The sequence below is a fragment of the Streptomyces sp. NBC_00038 genome (assembly GCF_026343635.1).
In the GTDB taxonomy this organism is placed as follows: domain Bacteria; phylum Actinomycetota; class Actinomycetes; order Streptomycetales; family Streptomycetaceae; genus Streptomyces.
Map to the genome: position 1 here is coordinate 9,570,952 of NZ_JAPELQ010000001.1, position 20,727 is coordinate 9,591,678.

Genomic DNA, 20,727 nt, shown 5'->3' on the forward strand with positions numbered 1-20,727 from the left:
CCCCGCGGCTGAAGTTGTGGGGGGCGCAGTCACGTCGAGGAACGAGAAAGGCGCCCCTGCCCGGCCGTGAGGCCAGACAGGGGCGCAGTTCTGTTATGCGATGCGGCGGCGCTCGGCAGGCAGCCCGAGCAGCGGCGACGAGGTCGGGCTCGGCGACGGGTCGCTCGGCTGCGGGGCGCCGTCGCGCCTGCAGACGAGGGCGTCGGGGTCCCATGACGGCGCCTGCAGGCTGTACCCATCCGGGCATGTCTGCCCGTCGCGGCCGTCGGTGCCGTCCTTACCGTCCTGGCCTGCAGGACCGGGCGGGCCGGCGGGTCCGGTCGGACCGGCCGGACCGGCCGGACCCGGCGGGCCGGTCACTGTGGCGCCGGGCTCGCCCTGCGCGCCGGACGGTCCGGGCGACCCTGTCGCGGCCGGCCCCGGACTGCCCGGCTCGCCCTGCGGTCCGCGGGGTCCTGCAGGACCGGGGATCGGTACGGGCACCTCGGCTCGCGCGGGTAGGTTCTCGACCGCCCGCGCCGGGTCCGGCGCGGCCGGTGTCTTCCCCTCTGCCTTGATCTGCTCGCGCAGCACGCGCACGTCGCCGGCGAGCGTCGTTACCGCGTCGCCGCGCAGGTTTGCCTCGGCGATCGCTTCCTTACGGGCGGACGACTCGGCGTCGATCCGCAGCCACACCAGGACGACGGCGCCCGACAGTACGAGCAGCACGGCGGCGACCGCGAGCGACCGCCACCGCTGCGCGAGGATCGGCTGAGCATGACGTCGCGTCACGTGGTCTGTCCTCCAAGCTCGGCGATCCGGTCGCGCAGCTGCCGGTTCTCGTTCGTGAGTGCCGCGATCTGCTCGTGCAGGCCTGCCTTATCGGCCCGTTCACTGGCGAGTTCGGCGTACGCCGCGGCGAGCAGCCGCTCGTTCTCGACGATCCGGTCGCGCAACTTGTCGCGCTCTTCCTGCAGCTCGTTGACGAGCCCGAGGGATCCTGTGATCACGACGCCGGACTGCGAGGCGGCGTTCGCGCCGCGGTGCCCGACCAGTGCGGCGGCGGCCGCCGCGAGCCCGACGACGATGGTTCCGACGGCGCCGAGCGTCGCAGCGTCCACGCGCTACCTCCGGTTGTGCAGTGGCAGGTAAGAGCGGCCGTAGGGCCGACGTCACCCGCTTGTCGACGAGCCGCTCGTGTACCCGCTCGGGTCGACCGGTTCGAGCGCCTCGAACCGCGGGTACGCCGGCGGCCGCGCCCACCCGAGCAGCACGCCCGCGAGGTTCTGCAGGGCGCTGCCGCGCAGCCGCTCGCCGATCCATTCGAGCAGCCGGAACAGGACGTAGTACGCGGCCGCGAGCGCGATGGTCACGGCGCTGGTGACGGTCGCCGAGTTGATCTCGAACCCGGCGCGCACGGCGAGGGTGAGCAGATACCCGGCGACGAGCGGCACGACCGTACGCATGTAACTGACGAACAGGGCAGGCATAACCGGCCCCCTTCCTTGTGGTGAGAGACCGGCAGCGGCCGGTCGGTGAGTGGAGATCAGGCGACGACGTCGAATCCGTGCGCCTTACCGAGCCGCGTGAGCGACGCCTTACCCGGCATGCCGTCGGCGTCCTTGCCGCTGTAGCCGTACCGGTGCTGCAGCAGCGCGTACGCGCTGCGCGTGGCCGTGCCCGCGTGACCGTCGGCGTACTGCGCGGCGAGCAGCTTCTCGGCGACGAGTGCCTGCTCGACGTACTTCGTCGGCGCGTACGAGACTGGCGTGCCCTTCTTCGGGGCGTCGACCTTGAATGCCTGCACGAGTGCCTTGAGGGACACCTGCGGCCGCTTCGAGCCCGACGAGCCGCTGCTCGTCGCAGGCCTCGGCGCCGGCTTGTACTTGGGCCGGCCGAACCCGGCGATGTCTTGCACGACGCGCACGCGCCTCGCGCAGACGTTGAGGGTGTTGCCCTCGACGGTGTACACGTACTTGTAGTCGGCCGAGACTCCCGTGACGATGCCGACGTGATCGATCTTGCCGATCTCGCTCGTACCGGCCCAGTCGAAGAACACGATGTCGCCGCGACGGATCCCGCTCGCCTTGATCCCGTTGGTCATCGCGGTCCACTGACCGGCCGCCTTGAAGCGGGCGGCGTGCGCCACGGTGTACGCGAAGTCGGTCCCGAAGCACACCGCGTCGTACTCGCCGGCCTCGACGGCGGCGAGCGTGATCGTGGCGTCGCACCATGCGAAGTTGCCGTTGTACAGCGAGCCGTTGCGCTGCCGGTACCAGGCCTGTATCTCGTTCGGCTCGGCGGTGCCGATCCAGCGTTCGACCGCCTTGACCATGGCTTCGAGGCTCATGCGGACTCGCCCCCCTCGGGGGTGTCCGCGGTCGGGGCGTCGCCCTCGTCGGCCGGCTCGTCGGCCGGCTCGTCGGCCGGCTCGTCGACGGGCGCCTCGGCGTCCTCGTCGGCGACCGCGGCGCCGCTGTAGAACCCGGCCATGTCTGCCGGCCCGTACTGCTCGGCGAGCAGCTCGGCCTCGTCGTCGACGGTCGGCCCGTTGCCGGTGCGCACGAGGTGCTGCGCCTGCTCTTCCTGGTCGCCGAGCCGCTCGGGGATCGGCCGTTCTGTGTCACCCATGGGTGAGCCCCTCCTGTCGGGCATGAAAAACGCCCCCGGCCGGTCGGCGAGGGGCGAGCGTGAGGTGCGTCGGCGTGCTGCTACGCGGGCTCGAACAGGACGTACAGCACGGTCGAGGTTTCCGTGCCGCTGTTCGAGTTGACGGTGAACCCGACGCCCGCATTCTTGGTCACGGACAGGTGTCCGGGCGCACCGCCGAGCGTCTGCCGGATCACGGCGACGCGCGTGTTCGCCGTGATCGACGTGTTGGGCACGGTGACCGTGCCCGCGGCGAGGGTGGCGACGCCCATGCGTGCGTTGGCGCCTTCCTTGATCGCGACGCCGCCGCCGGGCGAGCCGATGTTCAGCGCCTTGGGGGTGCCGTCCCAGATGTTCCACACGCCGCCGGACTGCCCGGACGATGCGGCGAGGTACCCGCCGACGTTGAGGTTTCCGGCGACGTCGGTCGGGCCGGCGAACGCGTCGACGGGCGCCGCCGTCGGGCCGGTGCGCTCGGCGATGTTGAGCCCGCGCCGGAGCACGTTGTTCCCGCCGCCGTCCGACCAGCCTGCAGCAGCAGCGTGCAGGAACCCGGACGCGACCGACACGTACTCGGAATCCTCGACGCGCACCCCGTACTGCGGCGAGAGTGTCTGTGTGCCGTCGTCGTCGACGCCGGGGTAACACGTGATCATGCCGACGATCACGGGTACCTCGGCGCCGTCGACCTTGAGCCCGGCATACCCGCCGCCGCCCGCGCCGTTGTTGCGGCCGTCGCGCCGGGTCAGCAGGTTCTCGATCTGCAGCGGCGGGTTACCGACCGCGTCGATCAGCACCCCGTTTTGCCCGTTGCGGTCCGTCGAGCAGCCCGACAGCAGCATCCCGCCCGAGCCGGTGCCGGTCGCCCAATCGCCTGTCAGGTGATAGCCGTTGCCGACGTTCCACTCGGCGCGGCAGCCGATCGCGTGCGAGTTCGCCGCGTTGTCGATCTCGAACCCGTTCGCCCCGTTGCCGATCGCCTGGCAGTCGATCAGGGTGAGGTCGGTCATCACCTGCATGGCGAACCCGTGCCACCCGCAGTTGTCGATCATGACGCGGTGACAGCGCCAACTGTACGGATGAAACCCGGCGTTGAACTCGGTGTGCACGCCGGCGCCGCTCACCCGCCGAACGGTGACGTCCCTCAATCCCACGTTCTGAATGTTGCCTGCGGCTCGGATGCCGTCGAGTCCCGGCGCTATCACGCCCGACCCGTCGATCATCACGTTCAAGATCCGGTGCTCGGCGCTGATCGTCGAGTACCCGCCCGTCGCGGCGTCGACGAGCGAGATCACCGAGGTGCCCACGAACGACGGCAGCGGTTTGAGGTAGCACGGCGGGTCGGTCAGTCCGGGCACGGTCATGAGGTTCGTGTGCGTGCCCTGCAGGGTGACCGCCGGCGGGATCGTGAGCGGCGCCGACGTGCGGTACGCGCCCGCCGGCAGGTACACGATGCCGCCCATCGGCGCCGCGGCGAGCGCTGCCTGAATCGCCGCGGTGTCGTCGGTGACGTTGTCACCCTTCGCGCCGAAGTCGAGGACGTTGAGCCAGTCACGTACGGAGCCGGCCGCCGTCTCGCTGTCGCCGACGTTGTGCGCCTCGATCCACGCGCGGGAACTGCCGCCGGCGTCGGCCCACATGCCCTCGACGTTGTCGGGCCCGAAGAATCGAGGCAGCGCCCCGTACTCGTCGGCGGTCACGGACGTGATCGCGGCGCTGCCTGCGTCAAGTAGGTCGGTGTACTGCGTGCCGCCGCTTGACTGGTCGTAGAAGGTGACGACCGCGCCCGAGGCGACGCCCCACAGCCCGTCGGACGGGCGCACAACGAAGTCGCCGATTCCTGAGCCGAACTCGTGGCGAGCCATGATCAGTCCACCACCCAACTGACGCCGGATCCGGGAAGCACGTTCTCACCCTTTTCGATGCTGGGATGGTTGGTCAGCCACACCTGACCGGGGCGATCCGAGCCGGCCGAGTAGATGACTGCGCGGCTCACCTGCAGGCCCGTTGTGTAGCAAATGGCGTACTGGTCGCGGTTGGGGTGCCGGTAGGCGGACGGGATCAGTACGGGCAGTCGCGACTCGTCGGCGCCTTGAAGAGTGCCCGCGGCGCGCTGGAAGGATCCGAGGCGTAGATGAACGTTGCCGTTGCGCTTCTGCAGCACGCTCTCGGTGCCGATCGTCCACGCGGACAGCGGGGAGTTGATACCGATCACGCCCGAGTCGTCGAACAGTCCGGCCCACGTGTCGCCGGTCCACACCCGCACGCGTCCGGTGTTCGTCTCGAAACACATCTCGCCCGGCGTCGGGTTCGGGTTCCGGGTCGTCGAGGTGCACGGCCGGATGCGAACGCCGACGTACAGCTCTTCGCGGCTGACTGTCACGGACGATGCGGCATTGCGGATCGTCACCTGAGCGAGGGGGACCTCGTACAGACCGGTGTCGCCGGTGTCCTGCACGAGAGCAGGGGCGCCGCCGCCGGGGGTGCCTTGCCGGACTGCGGCCCGTACGGTCCATGTGGCGCGGTCGAGCCGCAGCACAACGCGGTCGACGCGAGTCGAGCCCGAGACGTTCGCGGTGATCGGTAGGTTCTCGACGGATGACCCGGAGTACCAAGCGTGCCCGCGCACCGAGGCGTAGGCGTTCGCCTTGACGTTGACCGACCATCCGATACCCGCGGTGACCACTGGCGTACTACTCACGGGGTCGCCGTACACGCCGTCGCCACTGAATCTCGCGGCGATCTTCTCGTACTCGGTGTCAGTGACCGCCCTGCCGTTGTGTGCCGGACTCGGCCAGGAATCTTGAGCCACGCGGGCGCCTCCTTATCGCGTTTCGAGCCGGCCGAGTCGGCGGCCGAGCGTGCGTATGGCCTTGACCATCTCGGGGTCGGAAGTGGCTTCGGGCGAGCCGATCAGCGTCGACACGTACTCGCCGGAATCGGGCGTCGCCTGCAGGTGAATCGAGCGCACGAGGTCGGCGACCTCGACACCGGTCGGGAGCGCGACAGTCACCCTGTCGCCGAGATCGAAGTCTCTGCCCGCCTTGAGGTCCTCGGTGTCAACGGTGACCGTGGCGAGTTCGACCGGGGCGGCGCCGCTCGCGAGTTCCTCGTTCCCGCCCTGCGTGAGTTCGCCGTTCGTATCGTTGGCGGCCGAGCCGTCGATGTACTTCTCGACCCGCCACCATGACGACGCCGCGCCGGCGTTGGCGACTTGCACGTACGTGCGCCCCGACGTGCCGGTGTCCGGCTCGGTTCCGGCGACCAGAGCGTGCGTGACCGTCGGCGCCGATAGCTTGGCCTGCACTGAGCGCAGGTTGCCGAGCCCGATGCTGAACCGTGCGGTCGCCGTGAGATCGGCGGGCGCGTAGCAGTCGAGCACGATCTGCCCGGCGGTCTGCCGCGTGCGGAACCCGATCGCCCCGCCGTTCTGCGCAACCCGCCTGCACACGTCGAGCAGCGGCTCGAACCGTGTCTTCATGGTCGTCGCCGAGCCGACGCCCGCCACGGCGCCGAGCGCGAGATTCGGCATGCGGCGCTCGGACCGGGCGCCCGGTCCGCAGTTCTCGTTCACGAGGGTGCGGATGATGGTTTCCGCGTTCGTGCTCGTGAGCTGCCGGTACGTGTTGGCGAGCTGCGCCGTCCACGCGTTCGCCGGGCTCGGCCACGTGATGTAGCCCGCCACGACCGCGAGGTCGTCGGAGAAACTGACCGTGACCTTTCCCCAACCCGGCTCTTCGGTGACCGACCACGAGAAATCGCTCGGGATCTCCAGCGGGCCAGCCATCCATACCGCGCCGTCGCGAATGATCATCAGCCGGTTTCCGGGCTGCAGTTGCGCCATGACGTCCGGCCGCGCCGGTATGTCGACCGTGCCCGAGCCGGGCTCGTTGAAGCGTTTCGTCGCGTCGAGGTTCGTCCAGCCGTCGAGCGGGTCGCCCTGCACGTCGAGGTTCTTGTCGGTGATGAGCAGTTGCACGGCCACCCGACCGCCGCCCCCTTCCGATCAGGCGGTCTCGTACCGCGGGTTGTACGTCAGATCGACGGCGCTGCCGGGGCCGGATCCGTCGAGTTGGAACGTCACGGGGTTGTCGCCGGGCGCGAGTCCCCACAGAACGGCGCTCGGCCAGTCGAGCGCGCCGACCCAGTTCGAGCCGTCCTGATAGCGCACCGAGGGCGGGTCGGTCGTGATCGTGACCTGTTGCCCGGCGAGCAAGTTGCCGTGCCCGACCGCCGTCGGGTCGACGGTGAACGACTCGCCGGTTCCCTCGTGCGTGAACGTGATCAGGCTCGCGGGACCGGTGACGGTCCACTGTGGCCATACGGTCACGTCGCCGGGGTTCTTGACCGTTGTCGCGCCGAGCACCTGCGACGACGAGACCGTCGGGTAAGGGGTGAAGAAGCTCGACAGTGCGCCGGTCTCCTGGTGCACCGACACGTCGACGGGGTCGAACCAATACGGGTCTTCACACCACAGCGTGAGCGCCGCGGCATCCGACACAATGCCCGACCCTTTGGTGCCGCGCCCCTCGAACCCTTCCTGATAGAACACCCGCACGTGCCTGCGCGTGCCGTCCGGCCGGGCGATCTCCAGCACGCCCGGCGTGCGGGTGCCGTCGGGGTTCTCGCGCAGCGTCCGCGTGAACGCCGTCGCGAGCGCCCGCCATCGGCCGACGAACTCGTCGTGCGTCTCGCCGTACACGTACAGCGGCCACACGATCGCCCGCGCCTGCGGCTGCACGTACCGCAGCCGCGCGCCGCCCCGCGGGTGCGCGTCACTGGTGAGCGCGTACGGTGCGGCGCCGAGCCCGGATACTCCGTCGGCCAGGGTGAACCAACCCGCCGCCTCGTCGGTGAGCGGCCACACCTTGCCCGTGGGGTCGGTGTAGCTCGCGACGGCGAACCCGATCTCGGGGAACGGTACCGGTGTCGGGGTGCCTCCCCCGGTGTCGGGCGGGGTGGTGACCGGCGCGGTAATCAGCGGCATTTAACGCGGCCTCCCCACCCGAGCGAGAGCATCCTGTCGGCGCTGCAGCACCTCAAGGTCGCGCACGGTCATGTCGAGCGTGCGCGGATACAGGTTGTACGTGTTGCCGGCCGGCGCCGCCGACTGCTGCCCGCCCGCCGAGCCGAGTGCAGCCCGTACCGCCGCGGCGGCCGGTACCGACTGCGGCATGCTCCGTGCCATGCCGCGCACCACTGCGGCGCCGACTGCGGAGATCGACGAGTCGCTGTCGAGCACGGTCTGCCCGCCGCCGAACTGCAGCAGCTCGGGCCCGTTCTCGCCCACCCACGCGACCTCGCCCGGCCGGGGCCGGCCGCCGTTCGCGTACCCGCCCGCGCGGTTGTACGCCGAGGCGAGCGAGCCGTACCTCGACATCGCGTACCGCATGCTCGCGTAGATGTTGGCGAGCGGATCCCACACGCCGCGGCCGCGCAGCTTGCCGGCGTACGCGTTGAACGTCGGGTCGATGACCTGCATCAGGCCCTTCGAGGGCGTGCCGTTGCGGGCGTTGATGTCCCAATTGTTGATCGCGCGAGGGTTCCCGCCCGACTCTTGGTTCATCCTGCGCAACACGGTCGGCAGCAGACTCGCCGGCTGCCCGACCAACTTGAGCGCCTGCAGCACGACCGACGACCAGCGCTTGACGCCCGACCCGCCGATGTCGCCCGACGAGCCGCCGAACATGCTCGTCGCGGAGTTGACGACCTTGTCTTTCAGGCTCGACAGCATCTTGATCGGAACCTTCCCGATCATCTGTGCGAACCTGTTCTGTCCGATCTGCGCGATCTTGTCGCGGATGAACTTGGTCGCCTTGTCCCACAGCTTGCCGGGGTTGGCGAGGAAGTCGACGCCATCCATCACGGCGCCGCCGATCTTGCTCGCCTTGTCGCCGATCCACCCCGCGACGTCGCCGACGATGCCGCCGCCGGCGAACCGCTGTACGGGCAACTCGCCGTACTGGTTGATGTAGTTGAGCGTGCCGAACCCGAGCTTCCGGGCGGACGACCGCTTGACGACGAACTCGTCGGCCATCATGAGCGCCGGGATCGAGTCCTTACCGGGCACGCCGCCGTGCGTGCGGCCGCCGTCGGCGAGCAGCTTCGGCGCGGCCGGCAGCTTGCCGAGCCCGACAAAACCGGCCACCTTATCCCAAACGGCTTTAATCCCATGCGAGTACACCGAATCGATCACGAAGTTCACAGGCTTTTTCGTGATGTCCTGGATCTTGCCGAACGCCGTGCCGATCGCGTCTTTCGCGGTACCGAACGCGTCGCCGACGAGCTTTACGCCGGTCTTCGCAGCGTCGAACGCAGGCTTCAGCCCCTTCGACCACAGCACCGAGGCGGCCGAACTGATCCCGGTGAACGCCGGCTGCAGGGCGTTGTGCCACAGCCACGAGCCGGCCGCGCCGAGCGCCTGTATGCCGGCCTTGACGTACCCGAACGTGACCTTCACGCCGCCCCAGAACCAGCCGACGACGGTCACGATCCCTTGGAACGCCGGCTGCAGGGCGTTGTGCCACAGCCACATGCCGACGGCGCCGAGCGCCTGCACGCCGGCCTTGAAGTACCCGAAGATCACCTTTACGCCGGTCCACCAAAGCGAGATCAGCGCGCCGATCCCGCGGAACGCCGGCCCGATCGCGTTGTTCCACAGCCACGTTGCGCCCGCGCCGATCGCGCTGAACGCCGGCTGCAGGGCGTTTGTCCACAGCCACGAGCCGACCGCGCCGAGTGTCCTGAACGCGATCACGATCGGGGCGATCACGAGCACCGCGACGACCGTAAACAGCACCTTCGCGGCGAGGGCGATCGCCGAGAACACAGGCGACAGCACGCTCGACCACAGCCACGTAGCGGCCGTGCCGACCGCCTGAATCGCCGTCCAAATGCCCGACAACGCAGGCTTGATGAACCCGTTCCACGCGGTCATCGCGGCCGCTTGGATGCCGGCCCACGCGCCTTGCACGATCGCCCGGAACGTCTCGCTCTTCTTGTACGCGACGACGAGCGCCGTGCCGAGGGCGAGAATCCCGACGATGATCAAACCGATCGGGTTCGCGCTCATCACGGCGTTGAGCACGCCCTGCGCGATCGCCCACCCGCGGGTGACGGCGGTCGTCGCGAGGATCACGCCGCGGTACACCGTGAACGCTGCAGTCATCGCCCACGTGCCGATAGCCGAGGCGCCCGCCACGACGGCGATACCGCCGATCGCGACGCCGAGCGGCAGCAGCCACGCCCCGTAGTCCTTCACCCACTGCACACCGCCGGCGAGCGCGTCGCCGACACCCCGCACCGCGGGCACGAGGTAGTCGAGCAGCGCGCCGCCGACGGTCTGCGCGGGCGGCAGTACGTACGTGGTCAGGAACGAGCCGAAGTCGCGCAGCGCAGGCAACGCGTACTTGCTCGCGAAATTCGCGAGCCCCTGCAGCGCCTGCCGCTTGAACACCTCGATGTCATTCGAGGCAGTGTTGTGCAGCGTCTTGCCCATCTTGCCGGCCGCACCGCCGACCTTGCCGATCCCCTTCGCTGCGGTCGTCGGGTCGAGCGAGTACAGCGCCTGCCCGAGGTCCTCGGCCTGCGTACCGAACAGGGCGACCGCGGCCTGCGACTGCTTGACCGGGTCTTTGATGCCGCGCAGCCGGTCGAGGGTGAGCGCGAGTACACCGTTCGCCGCCTTGCCACCCTTGGCGAACTTCGCCGCCATGTCGTCGGCGTTGAGCCCGAGCGCCTTCCACCCGTCGGCGGTCGTCTTGCTGCCGTCGACGGCACGGATCGTGAACTCTTTGATCGAGTCCGCGACGACGTCGCCGTCGCGGGCGCCCGCCTGCAGACCCTGATTGATCAGACCGATCGCGGTCGCGCCGTCGAGACCGGCTTTCCTCCATTGGGTGCTGTACTCGTTGACCGTGTCGATCAAGTCGCCCGCCTTGTCGGCGCCCGACTGGAACCCTGCCGTCAACAGGTCGAAACCCTCTTTGCCGTTCTTGACCAGGCCCGTACGAATGAGCTGCCCGACAGCCTTCGTCGACTCGCCGACGTCGGCGTCGAACACCTCGGCCAAGTTGAGCGCCGCCGACGACAGCCCGGTGAGTTCCTTCTTCGGGGCGCTGAGTGCGGCGACGCCGTTCTGCTGCAGCGCCTTGAGCGAGTCGTCGACCTGATCGATCGACTCGCCGTACCCCTTGGCATAGATCGAACCCGCGATCTTGCCGGCGCGTGCCGTGTCCTTCTCACTGAGCCCGAGCGATGCGCCGAGCTTGGCCGTTGCCTTGTCCTGCTCGACCGCCTCGGCGAACCCGGCAGCGAACAGGGCGCCGCCTGCGACCGCGACGCCGGCGACACCCGCCTTCAACTTCCCGCCGAGCCCGCCGAGGAACCCGTCGCCGGCATCCTGCCCGGCGCTCGTGCCGACCCGCGCCGACTCGCCGCTGATCTGCTGATTGAGCAGCCGGCCGAACCCGCGTGCCTCGGGCACGACGGACACGTACCCGACGCCGACCTCGACCGACATCGCTCAACTCCCTTTCACCTGCGCGACGATGTGCTCGTACGCCGCTTTCGCCCGCGCCTTGTCGGCGTCGTTCTTCGCCTCGTCGGGCACCGGATCGCCCGGCCGCCACGACGGTTTGGGGTAGGGCATCGCCGGTTTCTTCGGGTCGCGGTTCGCGTTGACGAACGCGGTCAGCAGCAGCGAGAGCAGATCTCGGCTGTCGGCGGCCGCGTAGTCGCCCTGCTGCCACGCGTGGCCGTTCTCGGCGCGGGCGGTCGCCCCGTCCGGCGGCAGGTGCTCGACCATGACGCGCAGCAGCCGAAGTGAGATCTCGCCTCGCCAGTAAGCGGCGAGCGGCCCGCCCGGTCCGTAACCGGGGTAGTGGTGCGCGAGGTCCGCCTCGACCGCCTCGGGATGCTCGCCGAGGACGTCGAGGGCGTCGTACGTGTAGGTGTCGACGACGTCGTCGCCGTCGCCTACCCCCTCGTAGGGCGCACCTTCTGCACCGTGTCTTGCGCCTCGTTACGGACGCCGACGTACAGCAGCATGACCGAGGTCGGGTCGCCGCCCGCGGCGATGAACTCGGGGTACTGGTCGCCGAGCAGAATGCGCGCGCCGGCCTCGTCGCCCTTGCCCTGCGCGTCGTTGAGGTCGCTCTGCATGTCGTCGGGCGTGAAGATCGGGTGCGGGAAGCTGAACACCTGCGGGTCATCCTCGGGACCGACCTCGAACTCGACGCGCTCGCCGCCGACCGCGTCGACGTACGACCGCTTGACGGTCTCCAGCCGGTACCGCGCCTTGCCGGGCTTGCTCATGATCGTGTGCCTTTCTTGGGTGAGCTGCGGGTGAGCATGTGAGGGCGAGGGGCGGTCGGGGCTCACCCAGAACCGCCGCCCCTCGCCCGATCAGGGGGGCGGCGCTACGCGAGGGTGCGCCAACCCGGACCGTCGACCCAGTTGCGGCACGAGGTGTTGAGCACCGAGTCGCGGTAGGCGTTGAACGTGACCGGCCGCTGTGTCTCCGAGCTGCGCGCCCACTGCTCGTCGTCCTTCGAGGTGAGCCGGGCGCGCGGGAAGAACTTGACGACGTAGATCTCTCCGCCGTCGTCGCCGTAGTCGAGCCCGATGAACAGCAGCCTGCGGAAGGGGTTGACCGGGGTCGACGGCCGGTCCCACTGCCACGCGGTACCGATCGCGGGCAGCGCGCCCGTGCCCGACAGCGCGATGCCCTCGAACAGGGCGACGGTCGCAGCGTTCGTCTCCTGCGGCGCGAACTGCGCGCTCAACACGTCCGACTCGACGTCGGATCGGGTCGGCTCGACCGACTGCGACGAGGTGACATCGGACATCGACAGATCGGACGTGAAAGTGATGCCGTCGTCGGTGGTGTAGCCGACCGGCACGTACCCGGCGGGGATCGCCGACAGTGTGCCGTCGATCGCGCTGAACGGTGCCGTGACTGCCGCGGTCGCGTAGTCCGCGGCGAACACGGCCTGCACGAGCTGCTTGCGGATGTACTCGTTGTGCAGACCGGTCTCAAGGGGTGTGCTCATGCTCGGGTTCCTCCATGGGAAACCCCCGGCCGCCGAGCGGTCCGGGGGTGCGATGTCTGGTGGCGGGTGAGCCGATCAGGGGGCGGCGAGCGCCTTGCCGCGCAGTGACACCTCGACGGCGAACGAGCTGCGTTCCTGCCCGGAGACCGGGTCGGGCGCGGTGTTCGGCCCGCCGACGTCGACGACGTCGTACGCCACGGCGCCGCGCCATCCGGGGATCGCGAACACGAGCGCCCGCACGACCTTGACGAGGTCGGCGACGGCGCCCTCGTCGGGCCCCCAGCACTCGAAGTTGAGGCGCGGCCGGTCCGTGATCCGGTCGAGCCGGCTGCCGCCGACCCGCTCGATCCGCACCAACTGCGCCGGCCGCGGATCCGGCACGCGAGTACGCACCGGTACGTCGAGCCCGCGCGCGAGCAGCGCCTCGCGCAGGTATCCGCGTACGACGTCGACGGCGTCGGGGAACTCGACCGGCGCCGCCATCAGTCGGCCCCTCGCGCGGCGTCGAGGGCGCGCAGCAGCGCCCGCCGCGACACCTCGGGGTCGCTGGTCGAATAGTCGCCGATCACGGCGCCGCGTACGCGATGCTCGCCGGTCTCGACGTCGACCCGGAACAGTCCGCCCGCCCCCTCGGCGCGTGCGGCGCTGCTCGCGGCCGCCTCGACGGCCCGCAGCTTGCGCTCGATCAGCGCCCGCACTTCCGGGGTGCGCAAGAACCCGGCGATGTTCTGCCGGTTGGGGACGAACCTCGAACCTGCCACGGCCGATCACCCCTCGACTGTCTTGAGCCTGATCTCGTAGTGGTGCAGCCCGTCGGGCGTGTACGCGGGACCGGGCGGGCCGATCACCTCGAAGTCGAGTCCGGACCAGTGCACGCGATCGTTGCCGTACACCGTGAGCGGGTCGCCGGCGGTCGTCCATGGGTTGCAGATCATGAGCCATTCGCCGATCTGCGCGTCGCGCTGGTCGGTGTCCTCGGCTCCGGTGTTCTGCTGCAGCCATGCGTCGACGGCGGCGTGCGTCGACGTCGACCAGTCGGCGACCGGGTTGTCGTACCGGTCGGTCGTCGTACCGGGGTGCTCGACGTCGACGAGGTGCAGCAGCAGATCGTCGGGGATCACCACACACCTTCCGCCCATAGTCCGGGCGTCGGGTCGCAGTGGCTGTACGGGTACGGATCCCGCCGCCACCCTGGCAGCCCCTCGTCGGCGACGCCGATCGAGTACGCGGCGTCGGCGTCCGGGTCGGTCGTGTCCTCGGGCTGCAGCTGCGCCTTTTCGTCCTCGGTGAGGTATAGACCGCCGTCCTCGCCGAGCGTCTCGCTGTACTGCCCGATCGTGCGCTGCCGGCGGCCGCCCGGATTGGCCATGACCCTACGGACGACCGCGACGCACACCGCGCGCAGCGTCGACTCGTCGGGCGTGTAGCCCGTCGGTATGTGCCGCTGCATAAGCGCGGTCGCGTCGTCGAGGTACGCCGCGACCTGCGCCCGCTTCGGGCTGCCCTCGGCGAGGGTGACGGCGGCGCGCGCCTCGTAGTCCTCGACCGTTGCGTACGCCGCCACCGCCCTACTCCTCTCGCTCGATCAGCTCGGCCGACTCGGCGGCCGCGATGATGTCCTCGCGGCTCGCGTCGGCGGCGACGTCGAGCTCGTGCTGCTCGGCGAACGCCCGCCACGCGTCGACGCCCGAGCCGCGGCCCGAACGGGGCGGCGCCTCGTCGCCGGTCGACTGCCCGCCGCCGGTCGACTGCTCGTCGACGGCCGGCTCGTCGCCGTCGGTCCATGCGTGATCGCCGATCTTCTTCGCGACGCCCGCCGGTACCTTGCTGTCGGGTCCGTACGCGACGCCGTCGACGTGCACATACGCGATCAGTCGCCGGGTCATGCGATCACCTGCGCCTTGAACGTGAGGTTCGGCTCGCGCAGGATCGGCAGACCGACCGCCGCGGCGTGCGTCCACAGCCGGATCGGATCCTTCGACTTGTACGTCGCCGCGACGACGCCGGGCTGCTCGCTCGCGACGAGGCTGTACTCGGATTCGAGCGCCTCGGCGGTCGTGCCGAGCAGCGTCGCGCCGAGGTCGGTCGGCTGCGCCGCGGTCGTTGCGCCGGCCGCGGGCAGCAGCGCGATCGCGTTCGCCGGAGTGATCCGGGTCGACACGCCGTCGACCTTGACCCGCGCGTCGTACACCTCGAACGTCGGCAGATCGAGCGAACGCAGAACCGAGTTCACCTGATCCGTGTTCAGCATCGGCGCCGTGCCGGCCGGAGCGAGCGGGTAGACCTGCCTGATCACCTGCTGACACATGCCGAAGTGCGTCACGACGCCGACCGGTGCCAGGATCACGGCCGGCGTCTCGCCGTTCGTGTCCTCGTAGGTGTTCACCCACGACCGCAGGTCGGTGAGCGGCGCCGCGTTCGTGTGATCGCTCCACAGCACGGCGGCGACGACCGAGTGCGCGCCGAGCCGGCCGAAGTCGACGGTCTGCTGCAGCTCGGTGATCGGTGCCTGCGCGTTGACGAGCACCTGCCCGCGCACGACCTCAAACCGCGCGCCGATGTTGCGGGCGATCCGCTGCGCATCCCGCGCGAGCAGCGCGAGCACGCGCTCGTCGTTCGTGTCCAGCTTCCGCAGCCGCAGCCGGTCGTACTCGTTCAGCGGGATCTTTTCGGAGATCGGGGGCAGTTCGCCCATGACCTTCGCGATCCCCTCGCGGCGGCCGATCTTCGACTCGGCGTCCCACGAGCGGAACGAGGCGGTCTCGGCGAGCCCGCCGCCGCCCTTGGTGAACTCGTACGCGATGTCGTCGACGGACACGTTCGGCAGCCACCGTGACAGCGTGAAGCGGTTCACCTGCAGGTCGGCGAGCGCCGCCCGGATCAGTCCGGTGAGTTCGGTCGGCTCAATGAACTCGGTGTCGAGAGTCCAGCTCATCTCAGATCATCCCCTCTCAGACGAACCGGATCGAGCCGGCGACGTCGGTCTTACCGGCGGCGTCGACAGCGACGGGCAGGCGCGACTCGCGCACCTTGCCGTGCGTGAGCATCGCCGCCGACGGGTCGATCGTGTTGACGGTCGGTGCCTTGACGGCGGCGTACAGGAACCCGACGAGGGTCTGCCGGCCGTCGGCCGCGGCGTTGTCGTACGGGCCGAACTTGCCCGGCGTCGCCGTGATGGCGCCGAGCGGAATGCCCGACTTGAAATACCCGTCGGGGTAGTGGGTGCCTGCGGTGAACAGGCTCGTGTCGAGCGAGATCGTCTCGGTCGCGTCCGTGCCATGCGCGGACCCGAGCCACGACTGATCATCGGACCCGAACGACTCAGTCGTCTGAGCCAGAATCATGGTCGATTCCTCCGTGTTGTCAGCTCTTGTCGGCGCCCGCGCCGAGGTACTTGCGGTACAGCTCGGCGCCTGCCTCGACGCCGCCCTTACCGCCGCTCTTGCCTCGGCGGGTGCCCTGGTCGAATCCGCCGCCGCGGCGGCGCCGGCGCGTGTCGCGCCCGCCCTCGCGGTCGTCGTCCTCGTCGTTCTCGTCCTTGTCGGACTGCTTCGGCGCGAGCCGCTTTACGAGCTCGGCGAGCCCTTCCTCGTCGACCTCGCCGTCGTCGTTGACGTACCTCTGCAGGTTCACGTCGTCGGCGACGTCGCCGGGGTTCGGGATGAGTCCCTTCGCGGCGGCGAGGAACGCCTGCCGCGCGAGCTTCGCGCCGTTCTTCGCGTTGGCCTCGGCGAGCGCCTTTGCGACCGCCTCGGCGACCGCGCGCTCTTGCTCGGGCATGCCGTCGCGCTTGATCTTCGCGAGTTCCTTCGCGGCGTTCGCGTTCTCCTTCGCGCGGCCCTCGTGCTTACGCGCCTGCGTCTTCCACTTCTCGGCCTCGGTCTTCCAGTCGGTACCGTCGCCGTCGCCCTTGTCGGACCCGTCGCCGTCGCCGTCCTGGTCGCCCTTGCCGGACCCGTCGCCGTCGCCGTCCTGGTCGCCGTCGCCGTCTCCGTCTCCGCCGTCTCCGTCGCCGCCGTCGGCGTACCAGTACGGCGAGAACGGGCCGGACGGGTACGGGTGCGACCAGCCGGCCGCCGACTCGATACCGGGCAGGTTGGGCAGAGTGCGCGTGCGCATGGTGGTGTCTCCCGTGTCGGGTTGGGTGAGCGTGGGGTGCGCCGTGTCGGCGCGGGAATCACGGGCTCGGAACGTCGTCCGGTCCGGTGAACTCGTGTCGACGAACCGCGAGCAGCGGCCCGTACTCGCCGTGTTCGCGAGTGATGATCACCTCGCGATAGTCAGGGGCGCGGCCGCCGGCGTCCGAGGCGCCGACTTCCTTCGCGACGGCGGCGTGCGCCTCGCGCAGCAGCGCCTCGTCGATCACCTGTCCCGGATCCTTGTTGCCGATGATCGGCTCGGGCTTGCAGTTGCAGCCCGGATGAATCGGCATCAGGTTCTGGACCCGGTACCGCTGCGTCGAGGCGATCGTGCACAGCGCGCAGTTGCCCGGCCCGCGCAGCGCTCGCCGGAAGAACTTCACGCCGCCCCGCTCCATCGACTGTCGCGCGGCGTGCGTGCGGGCGAGCTGCATGTCGGTCTCGGTGATCGACAGCAGCCGCGTGCGCGCCTCGCTGAGCGCCTCCGCGTACGACTTCCCTTGGCTGAGCGCGGTGTACGCGGTGACGAACGGGCGGTGATACACCTCGGCCGGCTCGACGCCGCGCAGCGCCTCGGGCAGCTCGACGCCCGCCGCCGCCGTCGCGGTGCCGAGCATGTCGGAGATCATCGCCGAGAGGTACGCGTCGGTGATCTGCCCCATGCGTTGCTGTGTGGCGAGCACGGTCGGCAGCACGCGTTCGAGGAACGTCGCTGCGTCGCTGTCGCGGTAGTTGCCGAGACTGTCGAACGCGGCGAGCACGAACGAGATCACGCGGTCGCGCAGCGACGTCGACAGTGCGTCGTACCGCTCGGTGAGCGCCGCCTGCAGCGCCTCACCCACCGGTTGCCCCCTCGTCGGGCAGGTTGCCCGCCGTCGGCGCCGGGTTCGCCGGCAGCAGCGAGGCGGCGAGCAGTGCCTGCGAGGCGGCGCCCGCCGTGATGCGGCGTACCTGTTGCGGCGTCTCGCCGAGCTGCTCGGCGATGACGTCGAGCGGATAGCCGATGCTCTTCAGCTTGGTCGCGGCGTCCGCCATCACGGCCGGACTCAGGTACTGCGGGTCGGCCCACCGCACCGTTGCTTCGGTGTAGTCGTCGGTCACGCCGGCCTGCGCCGCGGCGAGGCTCATCACCTCTTCGAGTCCCTCGCCGAACGACGCGATGTGCTCGCGGCACTTCGCGACGTGCATGAGGTCGAGGGCGGCGACCGTGTCGGCGCTGATATTGATCAGGTCGCTCGCGTAGTAGTACGCGGGTGTCTGCGACAAGATCAGCATGTCGCGCACGTCGGACTCGTGCTCTTTGAGGAAACCCGTCAGATCGGTCGCGTCGAGCTGCCCGAACTGTGCGTTCTCACCCTCGGATACCCACACCGTGTTGGGTCCGGGCGTGAACGGCTGCTCGACGACCTTGATACCGGTTGCCTGGTCCACCTTGCGCGCGAACTTGTGCCCGCGCACCCACTTCTGCCGGAATCCCGAGTACCGGCTCGCCGCCATGCGGTTCAACACTCCGAGGTTCACACGGTCTTGGGTGTCCATGACGCACGCGAACTCGGGCTCGGGGTGCTCGCCGAGATCGGGCATGCGGGCGAACTCGACGAGCGGCAGCCCGCCGAGGTCGTGCGGCTCGCCGTCGTCCTGGTCGCCGACGTACTCCCACGAGTCCGGCCCCCACGGCAGCCGGTGACCGCATGGTTCCTTCGTGCGGTACGGGAACGAGCGGTCGTCGTACATGACGCGCGCGTAGCCGTACCCGTCAATGTCGTTCGTGAACGCCTTGAGCCCGACGTACGGCTCGCCGGTCTCGGGGTGATGCTCGACGATGCACTCGCTCGGGTGCTCGGGCGTGATCAGCGGGCTCGGCCGGCCGCTGTCCTCGGTGCGGGTCGGGTGCGGCCCGACGAGCATGTACCCGACCGACTGCGCCATGCCGCATCGCCATACGAGTTTCTGCCGCGAGTCGAGGCGGTTCGCCTGCCACCAGCGCGACGCGTTGTCGTCCGGCGTGCCGTCCGGTCCGGTCACGCCGAGCGCGAGCAGCCGGTGAACCGAGGCGTTCGCGATCAGTCCGCAGAAGTTCGTGCGCGCCTTGCGCTGGAAGTCGAGGAACGCGGCCTCGGCGTTCTTCGGCAGCTCGGGCAGGGGCGGGCGGCCTCGGTAGTACATCCACCACCCTTCGAGCACACCCTGCCGCTTGCGCAGCCGACGCCCGAGGCGCAGCAGCATGAAATCGGGATTGTCGAGCTCGGGCGTCTCGTCGAGCATGTCGCCCCCTCTCTGTCAGAACGTGCCGCCGAACATCTCTTCTTCTTCGGCCGCGACACCCTTCGCGATCGCGTCGAGGCGGCACTGCCACGCGAGCACGGCGGCGACCGCGGCGTCGATCTTCTTCGGGCTGTCGGGGTGCGCCTTAGCGATCTGCATGCCCGAACGACCGGGCCGGCGGCGCGCGTTGCACAGATGCCGCACGATCGCCGACGAGGCATCGTGCGTCAGCTCGCCCTCGGTCAACGCTGTGTGGAACTTCTCCAGCGCCCGCACGATCAGCACGCTGCGGCCGCCCGTCATCCACCACTCGATCGGGTGATTCCGGGTCGCCTGCACCTGCAGGCGCGGCCCGTACGCAGCTTCCCAATCGGCGACGTGGCTTTCCCACTTGGCGGGGTCGGCGTACATGCCGACGACGTCGTATGTCGCGAACGCCTCGTGCACCGCGGCGAGGACCTCGACGACCGGCACCTGCCAACCCTCGCCGGCCTTACCCTCGGGCTGCTCCCACACGCCGAGCGTGAACAGGTGCCCGTCGGACAGCCGGCAGCCGATCAGCGCGGTCGCGTCGGTCACCTTGCGGTTGCGCTTCCGCGAGCCGTCGAACCCGATCACGATGCGATCGCCGGGCTGCACGGCGCGGTTGAGGTCGGACGTCGCCCGCACCTCGGGCTCGGACAGCCACGCGTCGGCCGCGTGCGTGACCTGATTCAACAGGTCGCCCCGCAGATCCTGCGGCTCGTTCGACGTGTCCCAGAACTCAGACACGAGCCGCTCGATCGGCGACCAACCCGGCTCGCACGGCGGGTCGTGCAGCACGCACCCGTCGGGGTGATCGCTGCTGTCGCCGTACGCGTACCGCAGCCCGTCGACGAGGGACTGCTCGTCGGTCAGATCGGTCTCGGGCGGCGCCTCACGGTGGTCGACGAGGATGCCGCGCGCCCGCGACCGCCCGTCGATGATCGCCTGATAGGCGGCCGCCGATGTCTCGGCGACGGATTCCTCGCCGGGCGTGTACGCGTTCGGCGTCTCGATCAGCGACCCGCCGAGTTTGGCGGCGTTGAGGCGCATCACCTTCGCGAGGCGTACGCCGCCGTTCGAAGCGGTCCATGTCTCGGTCTGGTCGAGCGACGCGAAACAGGCGGGGTCACCCTTCGTCGACGTCGCGCTCGACGTGATCGGGGAGATCTCGCCGCGTGGCAGATAGATCACGGTGTCGAGGCATTCGAGCCCGTAGTCGGCGGCGACCGACCCGCCGCGCGCCATCTCCAGCAACGGCAGCCACGTGTTGTCGGTCTGCGCCTCGGTCACGGCGGCGATACGCACGAGCGGCGTACGGATCGAGTGCCACGGCCGGCCGATCGGCTCGCCGTACGCGTCGAACCCGGCGCCGACCACATCGGCGCAGGCCTCGGCGAGCGCGATCGCCCCGACGAACGGTGACTTCCCCCAACCGCGCGGCCGCGACAGCAGCCCGCGGTGAATCACCCGCCGGCCGGTAACCGGGTCTACCTCGTAGAACTGCAGCAAGAACTCGGCCTGCTCGGCGGTCGGCAGGAACGGGGCGGGGTCGTCGACGTCGCGGCCGGGCTGCGCGAGGTTCTGCATCATCCAGTCGAGGACGTAGTACCCGAGCGTCG

At 69.8% G+C, this 20,727-nt stretch carries 24 protein-coding genes; all 24 read right to left on the reverse strand.

Annotated elements, in window-relative coordinates:
* Positions 1-93: 93 nt before the first annotated feature.
* On the reverse strand, positions 94-771 hold the full coding sequence (locus OG219_RS42705) for a collagen-like protein (RefSeq protein WP_266835881.1): 678 nt from the start codon (positions 769-771) through the stop codon (positions 94-96).
* The gene (locus OG219_RS42710) at positions 768-1,100 is read right to left on the reverse strand and encodes a hypothetical protein (RefSeq protein WP_266835882.1); all 333 of its coding nucleotides are present in this window, start codon (positions 1,098-1,100) and stop codon (positions 768-770) included. Before OG219_RS42710 ends, OG219_RS42705 begins: the two co-directional genes overlap by 4 nt.
* A gap of 51 nt (positions 1,101-1,151) precedes the next feature.
* Positions 1,152-1,469, reverse strand: coding sequence for a hypothetical protein (locus OG219_RS42715; protein ID WP_266835883.1), 318 nt, complete (start codon positions 1,467-1,469; stop codon positions 1,152-1,154).
* A gap of 56 nt (positions 1,470-1,525) precedes the next feature.
* Positions 1,526-2,329, reverse strand: a complete 804-nt coding sequence (locus tag OG219_RS42720; RefSeq protein WP_266835884.1) for a CHAP domain-containing protein — start codon at positions 2,327-2,329, stop codon at positions 1,526-1,528.
* Positions 2,326-2,610 (reverse strand): hypothetical protein, encoded by a 285-nt coding sequence (locus OG219_RS42725; protein WP_266835885.1) that lies wholly within the window; start codon positions 2,608-2,610, stop codon positions 2,326-2,328. The genes OG219_RS42720 and OG219_RS42725 overlap by 4 nt, the downstream gene beginning before the upstream one ends.
* 80 nt (positions 2,611-2,690) lie before the next feature.
* A complete protein-coding gene (locus OG219_RS42730) occupies positions 2,691-4,493 on the reverse strand; it encodes a right-handed parallel beta-helix repeat-containing protein (RefSeq protein ID WP_266835886.1) in 1,803 nt (600 codons plus the stop codon).
* Positions 4,494-4,495: 2 nt separating this feature from the next.
* Positions 4,496-5,440: a hypothetical protein gene (locus OG219_RS42735; RefSeq protein WP_266835887.1), complete on the reverse strand. Its 945-nt coding sequence runs from the start codon at positions 5,438-5,440 to the stop codon at positions 4,496-4,498.
* A 12-nt stretch (positions 5,441-5,452) separates the two neighbouring features.
* Positions 5,453-6,574, reverse strand: coding sequence for a siphovirus ReqiPepy6 Gp37-like family protein (locus OG219_RS42740; protein WP_323183337.1), 1,122 nt, complete (start codon positions 6,572-6,574; stop codon positions 5,453-5,455).
* Positions 6,575-6,634: 60 nt separating this feature from the next.
* Positions 6,635-7,615: a phage tail protein gene (locus tag OG219_RS42745; protein ID WP_266835889.1), complete on the reverse strand. Its 981-nt coding sequence runs from the start codon at positions 7,613-7,615 to the stop codon at positions 6,635-6,637.
* Positions 7,616-11,149, reverse strand: coding sequence for a phage tail tape measure protein (locus OG219_RS42750; protein ID WP_266835890.1), 3,534 nt, complete (start codon positions 11,147-11,149; stop codon positions 7,616-7,618).
* Between the two features lie 3 nt (positions 11,150-11,152).
* Positions 11,153-11,434, reverse strand: coding sequence for a hypothetical protein (locus tag OG219_RS42755; protein ID WP_266835891.1), 282 nt, complete (start codon positions 11,432-11,434; stop codon positions 11,153-11,155).
* A 170-nt stretch (positions 11,435-11,604) separates the two neighbouring features.
* The gene (locus tag OG219_RS42760; protein WP_266835892.1) at positions 11,605-11,943 is read right to left on the reverse strand and encodes a hypothetical protein; all 339 of its coding nucleotides are present in this window, start codon (positions 11,941-11,943) and stop codon (positions 11,605-11,607) included.
* A gap of 104 nt (positions 11,944-12,047) precedes the next feature.
* Entirely contained in the window at positions 12,048-12,680 is a 633-nt protein-coding gene (locus OG219_RS42765; protein WP_266835893.1) for a phage tail protein, read from the reverse strand.
* A gap of 75 nt (positions 12,681-12,755) precedes the next feature.
* The gene (locus OG219_RS42770) at positions 12,756-13,163 is read right to left on the reverse strand and encodes a hypothetical protein (RefSeq protein WP_266835894.1); all 408 of its coding nucleotides are present in this window, start codon (positions 13,161-13,163) and stop codon (positions 12,756-12,758) included.
* A complete protein-coding gene (locus OG219_RS42775; RefSeq protein WP_266835895.1) occupies positions 13,163-13,441 on the reverse strand; it encodes a hypothetical protein in 279 nt (92 codons plus the stop codon). Before OG219_RS42775 ends, OG219_RS42770 begins: the two co-directional genes overlap by 1 nt.
* Before the next feature lie 6 nt (positions 13,442-13,447).
* A complete protein-coding gene (locus tag OG219_RS42780; protein WP_266835896.1) occupies positions 13,448-13,801 on the reverse strand; it encodes a hypothetical protein in 354 nt (117 codons plus the stop codon).
* On the reverse strand, positions 13,798-14,244 hold the full coding sequence (locus tag OG219_RS42785) for a hypothetical protein (protein WP_266835897.1): 447 nt from the start codon (positions 14,242-14,244) through the stop codon (positions 13,798-13,800). The genes OG219_RS42780 and OG219_RS42785 overlap by 4 nt, the downstream gene beginning before the upstream one ends.
* Before the next feature lie 4 nt (positions 14,245-14,248).
* Positions 14,249-14,566, reverse strand: coding sequence for a hypothetical protein (locus tag OG219_RS42790; protein WP_266835898.1), 318 nt, complete (start codon positions 14,564-14,566; stop codon positions 14,249-14,251).
* Positions 14,563-15,615: a major capsid protein gene (locus tag OG219_RS42795; protein WP_266835899.1), complete on the reverse strand. Its 1,053-nt coding sequence runs from the start codon at positions 15,613-15,615 to the stop codon at positions 14,563-14,565. Before OG219_RS42795 ends, OG219_RS42790 begins: the two co-directional genes overlap by 4 nt.
* Positions 15,616-15,631: 16 nt before the next feature.
* Positions 15,632-16,024, reverse strand: coding sequence for a head decoration protein (locus OG219_RS42800; protein WP_266835900.1), 393 nt, complete (start codon positions 16,022-16,024; stop codon positions 15,632-15,634).
* A 19-nt stretch (positions 16,025-16,043) separates the two neighbouring features.
* Positions 16,044-16,799 (reverse strand): hypothetical protein, encoded by a 756-nt coding sequence (locus tag OG219_RS42805; RefSeq protein WP_266835901.1) that lies wholly within the window; start codon positions 16,797-16,799, stop codon positions 16,044-16,046.
* A 58-nt stretch (positions 16,800-16,857) separates the two neighbouring features.
* Positions 16,858-17,661, reverse strand: a complete 804-nt coding sequence (locus OG219_RS42810) for a hypothetical protein (protein WP_266835902.1) — start codon at positions 17,659-17,661, stop codon at positions 16,858-16,860.
* A complete protein-coding gene (locus OG219_RS42815; protein WP_266835903.1) occupies positions 17,654-19,084 on the reverse strand; it encodes a phage portal protein in 1,431 nt (476 codons plus the stop codon). The genes OG219_RS42810 and OG219_RS42815 overlap by 8 nt, the downstream gene beginning before the upstream one ends.
* A 15-nt stretch (positions 19,085-19,099) precedes the next feature.
* The gene (locus tag OG219_RS42820; protein WP_266835904.1) at positions 19,100-20,695 is read right to left on the reverse strand and encodes a terminase; all 1,596 of its coding nucleotides are present in this window, start codon (positions 20,693-20,695) and stop codon (positions 19,100-19,102) included.
* Between the last annotated feature and the right edge of the window lie 32 nt (positions 20,696-20,727).